Origin of the sequence: Sorangium sp. So ce1504, from assembly GCF_051521635.1 — a bacterium.
Taxonomy (GTDB): domain Bacteria; phylum Myxococcota_A; class Polyangia; order Polyangiales; family Polyangiaceae; genus Sorangium; species Sorangium cellulosum_B.
In genome coordinates, this window is the sequence record NZ_CP150365.1 from 639,372 (window position 1) to 652,387 (window position 13,016).

Consider the following 13,016-nt stretch of genomic DNA (forward strand, 5'->3'; position numbering starts at 1 on the left):
GCGTGTCCGACGGCGAGAGCCTGGGACGGCCCGTATCCGCCTGTCCTTACCTCCTCGGTTCGTCGACCACATCTGTGCGCGGCCGCGGTTGAAGTCTTCGCGAGTCAGTGCTCGATGCGTTCCGGATCCTTACTGGGCGAGCACGCGCTCGCGTGCCGCGTCTGGAAGTATGGTCAAGAGAGCGCGGACAGCTTCCTCGACGCGCTCCTCGTCACGATCCTGAGCCGCCACGACTGGAATTCTGTCACGACGGAGCACGAGCGGGCGCAGAACGAAGCCGAGCACGCCGAGTTCAATCGGCTGCGTGAACCAGCCCGTGATTACGCTGTTGAGCGCGGCCTACACCCTCCAGATAACGACCGGTACACAAATGGCGGCGTGAAGCGTCACCCGCTTCACGCCTTGTTGGGCAGGTGATCATTGTCTCCCGACTGCGAGGGATGGGCGCAGCAGTACTTGCGGAGACATTGCGGTCGGGTCTCCTTGCTGAAGCAAGCGCAGAAATGCGCGATACTGCCCCGCTCTTTCCAGGAGAATATCCTGGGCTCGGCGTGGTTGAGACTCCGTGTAATGGACGCAAATAGCAATCAGCTGAGTCAAATAAAAATGCGCGTGCCAAACGAGGTCCCTCACACGCTCCGCGCCGGCTCCGACGTGCGCAATCCGGTTGCGAGCACGGTATATGCGACCCACTTGACGAGAGACTCGCTCCCGGGAGCGCTCAAAATAATTAGCCAAATGCTTGCCGCGATCAGCTTCCTTACCGGACCCAAGAGCTTTCCATAGCTCGTGGCAGCGGAAACTCAGCAGAGGTGACAGGTCATATATTAAGGATGTGAGCTTTCGTAGCTCCGTGTTGTCACCGAGCAAAATGCTAAGAATTTTAAAGCGATCCACCTCATTCCATGGCTTATCGGCTTTCCCTCCTACGAGTTCAATGAATCGAGCCTTAAGCGTGTCGTCTTTTGCGATTGTGTGAGTGATGCAACCGATAAGATCGCCAATGTCTCGTCTCAACTTTCCAAACGTTACTGCGTATGAGATCAGATCCTTCGCTGCGCTGAGGGCCCCATCGTAACCTCGAGCGCCAGCGGTCATGCGCTCCAAGCTGCTCCACAACAAGAGGAGCCTGCTTTCGCTATCCCTCGCCATCAGCGCGCGGTGACGTAATCGGAGCGCGTCGTGTAGTGGGTCGGCGATACTGGAGCGACTAGCCTCCCAAGCGGATTTTAGTATCCGCGCTTGCTCGCTGCGATCCGCCTTTCGTTTTTCCTCAACCAACTTTTCCTGGAGTTCGACCATCTTCAGCGCGTCGCCGGTTAGAACGGCCACGATGTCACTCGCGACTTCGATGTGGGCGCCTGGGAGAAATACTGTTAAGGCCCCAAGGGTAGACAGTACTCGTCGATGCGCGATAGCTGCGGCACCATGGCTATCGAATGCCTGCACCACGGCGCGCAGGAACGGACCGCCTTTAGTCGGGCGACCATGCCGTTCTAATTCCGGAAGTTTGTCAACTAGCGTCAAAGTTGGGTCATCGGAGGGAAATGGAGGACGCGTCGCGGGTAATGAGACAGCGACGAAGCAAATGAACTCACCGGGAGGAACGGTTAGCGCTCGCCCCAATTGTTCTATCCCTGCCGAACCGCGTGTGCGAATATCGGCCTCTGCTGCTGCTCCAGCCTCATCCAGTGCCTCATCACTCCAGCCTAATGCACGCAACTCGGATACGATGGTTTCGGAGAGCGTGCATATTGCTTCATGCTCTTTGGGAGACTTCTCGATAGTCCGAAGTACTCTGTCAAACGAGTCACGAAGCGCGGTGCGCCTCAATGGGCTAACGAGGGCGCGCAAGAGTTCGACCGCATCTTGGGTCACGTTCTCCTTCGCTTTCATCCCCAAAACAAGGTCGTGTAGGACCTGCTTGCGTTTCGGGTAAATCGCGCTTAGGACCTCGTCGCCACTGACGTAATGCGCGGCTTCGAGCGCGACGTCGCCGAGCATATGGACCCCGTGTCCACCGTCGGCGGGTTCGATGGCAGGGCGGGTGCTTCCACCCGATCGAACGAAACTTTCGGCGAGCGCAAGCACTTCGTCGAGCGCTGCGTGCGCGCACAATGTGCGAGCACGGCGTGGGACAAAGGTGGTGCGTAACTGCTCAAGCCAGCGCTCGATGAATAGCAGCGCCGTACGCTCCCCTTCATGTCCGTTCGACATAGGGACAAAATAACTGAAGGCCGAACAAGTTGGAAGCCGAAGCGACCAACAGGACGGCCTTACTAGAGAGCGGATCTAAATCCTAAGTGGAGGATAGCGCATCGCCCGCCGTTGTCAAGAACAGGTTCGTGCCGGACTCTCTCGGCCCCATATGCCATAGGTTGTAACGCGCGGCCTGTCTTCGTACCCTGCATGTAGGCCGCGCTCCGCCACGTTTCATCTTTGTCCTCCGGCTTATTGCTGGGGTACCGGAGACGACGTCCAATCCGCCTTTTCAGGCTCACCGTTTTTTCCGTCGCTCCGCCACCGGCGCCGTCTCCCCTCGCCGCAGCGCGCACGCCGCGAGGATGCACAGCGCCGGCGTCACGACCATGTGATACCGGTCCTCGCCGAAGAACGCGGCGTGCGTCAGCGCCACCGACGCAACCGCGAACGCGAGGTAGCCGACGACACCCCCGTTCGCGGGCCGGCCCGGCAGCGGCAGCGCGGCGATCAGCGGGATCGCCACCGCGAGCGGCCAGAACGCGTGCCCGTCGCCGAGCACCCCGAGCGCGACCAGCCCGAGCACCGCCGCGAGCGCAAGGAGCTGCGCGACGAGCTCCCGCCGCGGCCTCCGCCGAGGCATCGCCACGACCCCGAGCGCCGCGGCGGACAGCAGGCCGAGGTGCGACGCCGTGAGCACGCGGCGCCCCGCCGCGCGCCGCTCCTCGGGCCACGCCGCAGGGTTCGCCTCGCCGAGGTAGCCGATCGGGAACGACTCGTGATCGAAGGTGAAGCCCAGCTTCCTCGGGATCAGGGCCAGCCAGCGACCTGGATCATCCTTGATCCACTGAAGCCCCGCGGCCATCCAGCAGCGGTCCTGCGCCACCTGGCCGCGCGCGATCGGGCAGCCGTCGCCCGCGCGCAGCGTCTCGAAGCGGCCCGTCGCGCGCGGGAACGCGCCGATGGCGAGGTTCCAGCCGCCGTTCGTCGAGACGAGCGCGCAGCCGTCCATCACGCGGCAGTTGCGGATCGTCCACGGCGCCACCACCGCGAGGGCCGTCGCGGCCGCGAGCGCCGCCGCGAGCGCGCCGCGTTTCCACGCGGCCGCCCCTCCAGACGCTGTCGCCGCCGCTCCTCCGGGCGCGGACGCCTCCGGGCCGCGCATGGCCAGCAGCGCGAGCGCCGGCGCGCAGAGCAGGCTCTGCGGCCGCACCAGCGCCGAGAGCCCGAGCGCCACGCCCGCGAGGACCGCGCCGCGGGCCGGGCGACCGCGCGCGGCGTCGCGCGCGAGCAGCCAGGGCGCCGTCACCAGGCCGAGCGCCGCGAGCGGCTCCGTCATGACGAGCGCCGCATAGACGATGAGCCCCGGCGAGAGCGCCGCGAGGAGCGCCGCCACGCGGGCGCGCGCCGGCGTTGTCGCGTACCGGGCGAGGCGGTGGACCACGACGACGAGCAGCGCGCCGGTCACCGCGTTCGCGACGGTCGCCGCGTGCGGCCCGGCGCCGAACAGCCGGTAGACGAGGGCGAGGAACCCGCTGTAGCCGACCGGATAATGGCACCACGGGTGCCATACCGCCTGGCCCCCGACGATGAGATCGTCCGAGTAGCCGAGCCCGGCGGCGATGCGGCGCGCGCCGAAATCGTAGTAATGGCCGTCCCACACGGGCTCGCGCGCCCACGCGATCGCCACGTAGAGCCGCGGCAGCAGCGCGAGCGCGAACGCGAGCGCCGAGAACGCGAGATCCCCGCCGGCGCGTGCTGACGTGCGGCACGTGCCGCGCCCGCCTCCGATCCGCGCCGCCCCGTCGCTTCCGCGCGCCGCCTCAGCCATGCGGCTTGGCGCGTGAGCCGGCGGAGATCTCGCGCAGGCGACGCATGTAGGTCTTCGCCACCTGCGCCGGATCGAGCCGCAGGTATTTGGCAATTTCCTGAATGAATCCCTGTACGTAGACGGTGGCTGGCAGGTCGCCTATCGCCTCGTTCTCGATCGCCTGGAGGTGCGCCAGCGAGATCTTGGTCCGCTGCGAGATGTCGGTGAGCTCGACCCCCTGCGACTCGCGCACCTTGCGGAGCAGCGCGCCGCTGAACTGCGTCTCGGCGTTGATCTCGCGCGCGAGCTCGGCCTGGAGCATGGCCAGCTCGGCCGCGGCGGCGGCGTTCTCGGCGCGCACCGGGCCGAGCTGCGTGCGCGGATCGTCCGGGTAGGTCGAGAGATCGTACGCGCGGCGGCGCACCGGATCGAGGAGGGTGTCGTGCGCCTCCTCGATGCGCGCCTGCTCCTTCTGGAGCACCGCGGGGCTCAGCACGCTGACCACGGGCAGGCTCCCCTCCCGGTAGGTGTCGCGCTGGCGCTTGTAGGCGCGCCGGATCTCGTCGTCAGCGGCCGTCCGCGCGAGGCCGAGCGCCTCGTAGAGCGTCGGCGGCGCGGCGCTCTTCGAGGCGGCGGCGAGGGCGCGGGCGTGCGCCTCGGCCGGGCGGGAGTCGCGCGCGGCGAGCAGCGCGAGGATGCGCCGGGCCACGCGCTCGAGGTTGCGCGCGCTCTTCGACGTCGGGCTGTCGATGAGGAGCGGCTGGCGCCGGCGCGCGGTCAGCCACACCGCGTCGTCGTGCTCGATGTGGCCGAGGTAGTCGAGGGAGATGCCGAGGAAGCGCTCCGAGACGGCGCTCATCGCGGGGCCGAGCTCCAGGTCCGAGCGGTGCCGGGTCTGGCTGACCACGAGGTGCGGCTTCACCCGCGGCAGCTGCGCGGCCGCGAGCGACGCGACCCCCTCGTCGAACCGCTTCACCTCCATGATGAAGTCGCGCGGCGTCGCGAGCGCCGGGAGCGACGCGGCCACCTTCTCGACGAGCCGGATCTTGAAGCGCTCCTTCATGAGCGCCCGGCGCAAGGTGCGCTGGTAGAGCGCGCGGCAGAAGCGGTAGGAGTGCTCGACCGCGAGCGGCTCGGGCGTGGTGGCGCAGATGCCGACGTCGGCGTGCAGGAAGAGGTCGAGCGTCGAGGAGCCGGTCGCCGCGCCGAGGCTGACGATCACGTAGTCGACGTCGAGCTCCTGGATCATCTTCATCCAGTAGGCGGCGCGGCTCGGCCGGAGCGGCGTGGCCGTCATCGGGTCGTACGCGGTCGGGACGAGCCGGAGCCCGGGCACCGTGGTCGCGATCGGCTCGGCCTTGCCCTCCTCGATGTCCTCGCGCGTGACGAGCGGCGGCGCCTCGATCCCCAGCGCGGCGTGCAGCCCCGGGCTGTAAGCGTCGGTGTCGATGATGATCACGTCGCGCCCGAGCTGCGCGAAGTACACCCCCAGGTTGACCGCGAGCGTCGCCTTGCCGACGCCCCCGCGGCCGCCCCCCACGGCGATCACGCGGCGGGATCGCGAGCTGGAGAACGAGGTGATCTCGCCCGGCAGAGGGAGATCGTCGTCCGCCGAGCCGGGCGGGAGGGTCGAATAGCGCGGCGGAGGGTAGGACTCACCGGAGCTGGACAAGGTTCCTCTTCGTGCGGCGCGCGGCTGCGCGGGCGGGGTGGTGCGGCGGCGAGCGGATGCGAGCGGCTCGCGGCGCGAGTCCCTCCTAGCACGCGCCGCGCGCGGCCATGAGCGCCGCCGTCGCCGGAGCTCCGCGCCGGTGCCGAGGGCTCCGCGCCGGCGACGAGGGCCGCGCGGTCTGCCCGCCCCGTCGCAGCCGCTCCCGGCGCGCGAGCCGCCTCGACGCGCCCAGGCCGCTGGGCTAGTCGCTCCCCGTGGCTACCGTCCGACCTTTCCGCGCTTACCGACCCCCCCAGGCCCAGGCGGCTCGCGTCGCGAGCCCGCCGTACGACGTCATCTCCACCGCCGAGGCGCGCGTCCTCGCGGCGGGAGGCCTGCACAGCTTCCTCCGCGTCTCCCGCCCCGAGATCGACCTGCCCGAGGGGACGGACGAGCACGACGACGCCGTCTACGCCCGCGGCGCGCAGAACCTCGCCGATCTCATCGCGAGCGGCGACCTCGCGCAGGACCCGGAGCCGCACCTCTACCTCTACGCCCAGAGGATGGGTGATCACCGGCAGATCGGCGTCGTCGGCTGCGCCGCGGTCGCCGAGTACGAGCAGGACGTCATCAAGAAGCACGAGAAGACGCGCCCCGACAAGGAGGACGACCGCACCCGCCACATCGAGGAGCTCGGCGCCCACGACGAGCCGGTGTTCCTCACGTACCGCGCCGACGCGGGCATCGACCGCGCCGTCGCGGAGGCCTTGCAGTCGCCGCCCATCTACGACTTCACGACCGCCGACGGCGTCGCGCACAAGCTCTGGGTCCTCGGCCGCGCGGCGACCGCCGACCTCGAGGAGCGCTTCCAGGCGATCCCGACGCTCTACGTCGCCGATGGCCACCACCGCAGCGCCGCGGCGGCGCGCGTCCACAGGAAGCTGCGCGGCGACGGCGGCGAGCACGACGTCTTCCTGGCCGTGGTCTTCCCGCACGACCAGATGAACATCATGCCGTACAACCGCGTCGTGCGGGACCTCGCCGGCCGCAGCGCGGAGGCGCTGCTCGCAGCCCTCGGCGAGCGGCTCGACGTCGCGCCGGCGAGGGACGGCGCGGCCGCCACCCCGGCCGAGCCGCGGGCCTTCGGGCTCTACCTTGGCGGCCGCTGGTACACCGCCAGGGTCCGCCCGGGGTCGTTCGACGCGAACGACCCGGTGGCCTCGCTCGACTGCTCCATCTGCCAGGACCAGATCCTCGGCCCGATCTTCGGCGTCAGCGACCCCCGCCGGGACAAGCACGTCGATTTCGTCGGCGGCATCCGCGGCGTCGCCGAGCTCGAGCGACGCGTCGACTCGGGCGCGTTCACGATGGCGATCCACCTCTATCCCACGCAGATCGACGAGCTCTTCGCGGTGAGCGACGCTGGGCTGCTCATGCCGCCGAAGAGCACGTGGTTCGAGCCGAAGCTCCGCAGCGGGCTCTTCATTCATACGTTCTGACGAGCGCGCCGCGCCGGGGGTAGACTGCGCCCCATGGCGGACATCAAGCGTGTATCCCCCCAGCAGGCCAAGAAGCTCATCGACGAGGAGGGGTATCTCTACCTCGACGTCCGGAGCGAGCCCGAGTATGCGGCCGGGCACCCGAGCGGCGCGCACAACGTGCCGCTCATGCACGCCGGCGCCGGCGGCATGAAGCAGAACCCCGACTTCCTCGATGTGGTCGGCGCCCTCTATCCCAGAGACGCGAAGATCATCGTTGGCTGCAAGTCCGGACAGCGCTCGATGCGCGCGGCCGAGGCCATGGTGTCGGCCGGCTACACGGCCGTCATCGAGCAACGCGCCGGCTTCGAGGGGCCGCGCGACGCGTTCGGCGCGATCACCGAGCCGGGGTGGGGGCCGGCAGGGCTGCCCGTCGAGACGGCCACGCCTGGCGGCTCCTACGCCGAGCTCCGCAAGAGCGCTGGCAGGTAATACGTCCGGCGCGCACGGCCCGCGGCGCGGCGCCGAGCGTGTTGTCGCGGCGTCGATCGCGTTGCCGGAGACCGCTCGCTCCGCTAGGAATCCGCGTGCTCCACGGTGCGCGCGTCGCAGTGGTCATCCCCGCGCGGGACGAGGCGCGATGGATCTCCGAGGCGGCGGCGTCGGTCCCCGCCTTCGTCGACCACGTGATCGTCGTGGACGATGCCAGTCGAGATGGCACGGCCGAGATGGCGCGCGCGATCGGGGACGAGCGCCTCGAGGTGCTCGTCCACCCGGAGTGCCGCGGCGTCGGCGCGGCGATCGTCGCTGGCTACCGGCGCGCTCGCGCGCTCGGCGCCTCGGCCGTCGCGGTGATGGCCGGCGACGGGCAGATGGATCCGCGTGATCTCCCGCGCGTCGTCGCCCCGATCGCCTCGGGCGAAGCCGATTACGTGAAGGGCGATCGGCTGCGCCACCCCGACGTGTGGCGCGTCATGCCTCTCCAGCGGCTCGCCGCGACGGCGGCGCTCGCCGCGCTCACCCGCCGTGCGGCGGGGCTCGACGCCCTCTCCGACAGCCAGTGCGGGTACACCGCCATCTCGGCCCGCGCGATCGACGCGCTCGACCTCGACGGCCTCTGGCCCCGCTACGGCTATCCGAACGACTTGCTCGCCGCCCTCGCGGCTCGCCGGCTCCGCGTCTGCGAGGTCAGCGTGCGTCCCGTCTACCGCGGTGAGGCGAGCGGCCTGCGCGCGCGCCACGTGCTCACCATCCTTTTCCTGATTGCCAGGAACGCCATAAGGCAGTCCCTGAGCTGATCAGGAAAATCGCAGAACGCCCGCGCGCGGACGGAACGTGTGAGTGGGAGTCGATCGAATCGACACGAGCCGCTGCGCAAAACGGTCGACAACTCGCTCGTTGGTCTCATAGCAAAGCTGCCTGGCGACCTGACTCATCAACTTGGCGCGGAGGGGCCTCCAGAGGCGCGAACCCCGCGGCCATGCTTCAACAAGGGGGGTGACGGACGTGGCCATCAGCCGAGCCGCCTGGGCTAGAATCTGGAATCCGGGGAGGTCGCGGACTCTGTCGTTCACGCCTCGGGTCGTGGCCTATGCATTCGGCATCGAGCTGCCGTACAGCCTGCTTGTCCCGGTCGCTCACCTGCGCCTCCTCGGCGTCGTGGACTCGGCGGTCCAGGCGCGGCTGCTCGGGCTGATCGGGCTCATGTACCTCGTCAAGACGGGGGGGCTGATCGCGCTTCTCGTCCACATGCTGCGCCCGATCGAGCGCCTGCGGCAGTACGCCGTGGCCCATCGCCTCCAGAGCGGCGCGGGCGTCGAGGACACGAGCAGCGGCGGCGCGGCGCCCCCGGAGGAGGTCGTCCTCGCCGCGGCGAACGCCGCCTACGACACCCCGCTCGCGTTCGCGACGGTCTGGGCCGTGTCGTGGGGGCTCCTGTACCTGCCGGTCACGATGGCGCTCTACTTCATCGCGCCGGACCAGAGCCCCCTCGGCGTCCAGCGCGGCGTCGCGCTGGCCCTGTTCGCGCTGGCCCTGTTCGCGGCCGCGCTGCCGCTCGCTTACAGCATCCTCGGCCGCCTGCTCGCCCCCGCCGCCGGCGTGATCTCGCTCATCGCGCGCGAGCGCGGCCTCTCCATGCCCGGCAAGGGATACTCGCTCGCCGTCCGCCTCGTGATCCTCGGCGCCTGCCTCGCCATCGCGCCGACGAGCTGGATGGCGGCGATGGTGCTCGGCGAGACGGCGGGGCCGGCCAAGCCCGGCCTGAAGCTCACCCTGGCGATCTTCTCGATGGTCGCGGTCACCTGGGCGCCCGTCTGCGCGGGCTTCCTCGCCGGCGCCCTCGCGGGCCCGCTCCAGCAGGTCGCCGCGGTCATCCAGAAGATCGTCCAGCGCGGCGAGGTCGACCGGCTGGAGCGGATCCCGATCTATTTCAAGGACGAGATCGGCGCGCTGGCGGGCGGCGTCAACGCGATGGTCGATCGCCTGGAGGAGTCGTCCCGGCGCACGCGGAGCTACCTGGCGGAGCGAGAGCGCCTGCTGCAGGACGCGGCGCAGCGCGCGGCGCAGCTCGGGGCCGTGCTGGACAACCTCGTCGAGGGGGTGTTCGCGTGCGACCGCCAGGGCCGGCTGACGATGATCAACGCCTCGGGGCTCAGGCTGCTCGGCCTCTCGGGCCGCTCGGAGCAGGCCGGCCGGATGATCGAGGAAGTGATGGACCTCGGCCGGGTGCGCCACAGCGACGGCCGCGCCTTCACGCGCGACGAGCTGCCCATGGTGCGGGCGCTCGCCGGCGAGACCATCGTGCAGGAAGAGCAGGTGCTCGCGGACGGCCGCGCGGGCCGCGACGTCTTCCTGCGGACCAGCGCGGCGCCGATCCGCAGCGAGGGCGGGGCGGTCCTCGGCGCGGTCGCGGTCGCCCGCGACGTGACGGAGCTCATGGAGCTCGATCTCGTCAAGGATCAGTTCATCCGGGTCGGCGCGCACGAGCTCAAGACGCCGGTCGCGATCATGAAGGGATACGCGCTCGCGCTCCTGCGCAACTCGAACGATCTGCCGGCGCCGCGCCGCAAGATGCTGGAGGCCATCGACCGCGGCGCGGACAGGATCAACCGCATCGTCGACGATCTCCTGGCCATCTCGCAGGTCACGCTCGACGTGCTCCAGGTCTCCGAGGAGGACGTCGATCTGAAGGAGCTCGTGCAGGAGTCGGTCGATCGCGTCGCGAAGTCGGCGAGCCGCCACCGGGTGCGGCTGTCGCTCGACGCCGAGCGGCCGCCCGTCGTGCGCGCCGATCCGGAGCGGCTGCGCCAGGTGCTCGCGAGCCTCCTCGACAACGCGGTGAAGTACTCGCCCGACGGCGGCGACGTCGACGTGACCGTCGCCGTCGCCGAGCGCGCGCCGGCGTCGTCGCCGCCGTCCTCCTGCGACGCCGCGCTCTTCTCGCAGCGGCACGGCGCGGCGCCGCGCTTCGAGGCGGTCGTGTCCGTGCGCGACCAGGGCGTCGGCATCCCCGCCCACAGGCAGGAGCGGATCTTCGAGCGCTTCTTCCGCGCGCACACGGACACCCGACACGACTACGGCGGCATGGGGATAGGGCTGTTCCTTGCGAAGGACATGATCACCCGCCACGGCGGCCGTATCTGGTTCGAGAGCGAGGAGGACAGCGGCAGCACGTTTTATTTCACCCTTCCACTCAGCAGCGAGGCCCCCGCGGCCGATCGACGATGAGCGACAGACACGCAAAGACGGTGCTCCTCGTGGAGGACGACGCGGATCTCGTGGCGCTCGTCTCCCTCGTGCTCCAGGAGGACGGCTACCGGGTCAAGATCGCGTGCAACGGCCGCGAGGCGCTGGCCAAGCTGGAGCACGACCTGCCGGATCTCATCCTGCTCGACATGAAGATGCCGGTGATGAACGGCCCGGAGTTCGCGCGCGAGCTCGAGGTCCGGCACGGGCGTCAGGCGCCCATCGTCGTGCTCACCGCCGCGGCGGACGCGCACCGGCGGGCGGCCGAGGTCGGCGCGGACGCGTGGCTCGGCAAGCCGTTCGAGCCGGACGCGCTCCTCTCGACGGTAAGGCGTTACACGGGGTGAGCGCGGAGGAGCTGCCGCCGCTCGGCGAGGTCGCGCCGCACCTCGGCCCAGTACCGCGCGGGGAACCGGCGGTGATCGAAGCCGGTCGCGCGGAACACCCGTGTGATGCGGGCATAACGGCGCAGGCTCCACTCCCTCATGATCTGGAGCGAGGGGTGGAGGCCGCGCGCCTCGATGAACGGCGCCGCCCGCGCGTAGAGCGCTGGCATGACCTCATCGAGCCAGTTCCGCATCAGGGCCTGGTATCCGGGCGTGTCGACGCACCGTCCGGAGATCACCTGAGCGCGCGTGACCCCATGGCGCGCGAGCTCCTCCTCGGGCAGGTAGCAGATGCCGCGATCGGCGTCCTCCTGCATGTCCCTCAGGTTGTTGAAGAACTGATCGAGCCGGCCGAACTCCCCGGCAGCGTCCCAGTGCTCCTTCGTCAGGAACGGAACCAGCTGAAAGATATGGCCTGACAGCCGCACCAGCATCGTGTCGTGCTCCTTCAGGGTGCGGATGAGCAGGCGGGGCGCGTGGTAGTCGGCGAGGGCGAGCAAGTAGGCGTCCCAGGCGGCGAGCGAGCGCGGTTGCATCTCGTCCAGGTCGGGACGATCGAGCGCCGGGCGGCGGAGCCACAGCGCGTGGATGGCAGAGAGCTCGCGCGCGAAGGGGCAGCACGGATCGACGAAGCCGCAGGAACGGACGCGCCTCCACGCCACCATGAAGCGGCTGAATCGCCGCGCGTGGGGCTCGATGCGCTCGTTCTCGGCGAGGCGATCGACGATCCGGATCCAGCGGATGCGATCGAGCCACGCCCGCTTCACGTCGGGCGCGAGGCCGAGCACCCACGCGGCGTTGTCCTCGTCTTTCAACGCGTCGTCCGACAGGGCGCGATAGTGCGATGAGCCGACGATCGCCGAGATCGGTTGGTAGGGAGTCCGCTCCGATGCCGGTGCGGCAGCGGGCAGGTAGGGCGGTCGAGAGGAGATGTGTTGAGTAGGTTTCACGATGTCGAGTGCCGCACGTTGAACGTGCTTGTCGCCGGTGTGTCGCCCTGGCTTCGCGCGGTCACTGGCGATTATGGACGTAGCTCACCCTGTTTGCTTGGGGCGCCTGCGTCGGTGATGGATGGTGGCTCTCTACCGTGTAGAACTTTCCGATCCTCCGAGAGATGCGCGGTGACGCCTGTTCGCCTTCCTTTATGAGGCCTTATCGTCCCCCAGTCGACGCGGAAATTCGTCGTCCAGGGCACGGGCGCCGGAGATAATGCATGGATTCCCTGTGTGTTTTGCCGGTGTGTTGGGAACATGCCGTCAATGATCGTCGGTGTATACCCTCGGTCGGTACATTGTCCAACGGATAACGTCAGTGATCGCCTGACGTCTCGGCCCTTACTCGCTCCGTCTCGGCGGTAGGTCGCGTGTTCTAGGCACATGGATTATTCCGGAGTTCCTGGTGGATGGCCTCTACGCCCCACGTGAGGGCGGGTGAGCGCCGGGGGCGAGCCTCTCTCTCTGCTGCTCGGTCTGCCTCGGTGAGCGGCGCGACGGGAACGCTCCGACTCGCGATCGGACGCGATGCTAGACGCGCTCGTGAGAGGGGGGATTCAGCGGTTGTCATCGCGCCGTGCGTGCTGCGGTGAACGGCCCCGATCTGTGGCTGTGACCACGGTCCAAAGCGGTCATCCGCGCCAGGCGCGCCCGAGTGGCGTCCGCTCCAGACAGAGGAGATCGAGCCGCGTCCCCGCGCATTCATCGTGTTCAGACCTGCAATCGAGAATCTCAGGTTCGAAAGACGTCAGG

Annotated in this window: 10 protein-coding genes; 6 read left to right on the forward strand and 4 right to left on the reverse strand. The window is 69.0% G+C overall.

Going from position 1 to position 13,016, the window contains the following annotated elements; genetic code table 11:
* The first annotated feature begins 114 nt into the window (after positions 1-114).
* The gene (locus tag WMF39_RS02405; protein ID WP_437743937.1) at positions 115-417 is read left to right on the forward strand and encodes a hypothetical protein; all 303 of its coding nucleotides are present in this window, start codon (positions 115-117) and stop codon (positions 415-417) included.
* Here WMF39_RS02405 and WMF39_RS02410 read toward each other — a convergent pair whose 3' ends face one another.
* The 3 genes from WMF39_RS02410 to WMF39_RS02420 all read right to left on the reverse strand — a co-directional run bounded on the left by WMF39_RS02410 (position 418) and on the right by WMF39_RS02420 (position 5,681).
* Positions 418-2,217 (reverse strand): hypothetical protein, encoded by a 1,800-nt coding sequence (locus WMF39_RS02410; protein WP_437743938.1) that lies wholly within the window; start codon positions 2,215-2,217, stop codon positions 418-420.
* A 280-nt stretch (positions 2,218-2,497) separates the two neighbouring features.
* Positions 2,498-4,030, reverse strand: a complete 1,533-nt coding sequence (locus tag WMF39_RS02415; protein ID WP_437743939.1) for an ArnT family glycosyltransferase — start codon at positions 4,028-4,030, stop codon at positions 2,498-2,500.
* Complete coding sequence (locus WMF39_RS02420) at positions 4,023-5,681, reverse strand: helix-turn-helix domain-containing protein (protein ID WP_437743940.1); 1,659 nt, start codon at positions 5,679-5,681, stop codon at positions 4,023-4,025. The genes WMF39_RS02415 and WMF39_RS02420 overlap by 8 nt, the downstream gene beginning before the upstream one ends.
* 254 nt (positions 5,682-5,935) lie before the next feature.
* Here WMF39_RS02420 and WMF39_RS02425 point away from each other — a divergent pair, with 254 nt between their 5' ends.
* From WMF39_RS02425 to WMF39_RS02445, 5 genes are all read left to right on the forward strand, one after another.
* Positions 5,936-7,159: a DUF1015 domain-containing protein gene (locus WMF39_RS02425; RefSeq protein WP_437743941.1), complete on the forward strand. Its 1,224-nt coding sequence runs from the start codon at positions 5,936-5,938 to the stop codon at positions 7,157-7,159.
* Positions 7,160-7,192: 33 nt separating this feature from the next.
* On the forward strand, positions 7,193-7,630 hold the full coding sequence (locus WMF39_RS02430; RefSeq protein WP_437743942.1) for a rhodanese-like domain-containing protein: 438 nt from the start codon (positions 7,193-7,195) through the stop codon (positions 7,628-7,630).
* Between the two features lie 95 nt (positions 7,631-7,725).
* The gene (locus WMF39_RS02435) at positions 7,726-8,436 is read left to right on the forward strand and encodes a glycosyltransferase family 2 protein (RefSeq protein ID WP_437743943.1); all 711 of its coding nucleotides are present in this window, start codon (positions 7,726-7,728) and stop codon (positions 8,434-8,436) included.
* A 286-nt stretch (positions 8,437-8,722) separates the two neighbouring features.
* Positions 8,723-10,867: a HAMP domain-containing sensor histidine kinase gene (locus WMF39_RS02440; RefSeq protein WP_437743944.1), complete on the forward strand. Its 2,145-nt coding sequence runs from the start codon at positions 8,723-8,725 to the stop codon at positions 10,865-10,867.
* Positions 10,864-11,232, forward strand: a complete 369-nt coding sequence (locus WMF39_RS02445) for a response regulator (protein WP_012233064.1) — start codon at positions 10,864-10,866, stop codon at positions 11,230-11,232. Before WMF39_RS02440 ends, WMF39_RS02445 begins: the two co-directional genes overlap by 4 nt.
* On the opposite strand, the gene WMF39_RS02450 is transcribed toward WMF39_RS02445, so the two are convergent.
* Positions 11,220-12,221, reverse strand: a complete 1,002-nt coding sequence (locus tag WMF39_RS02450; protein ID WP_437743945.1) for a squalene/phytoene synthase family protein — start codon at positions 12,219-12,221, stop codon at positions 11,220-11,222. The genes WMF39_RS02445 and WMF39_RS02450 overlap by 13 nt on opposite strands.
* Positions 12,222-13,016: the final 795 nt, after the last annotated feature.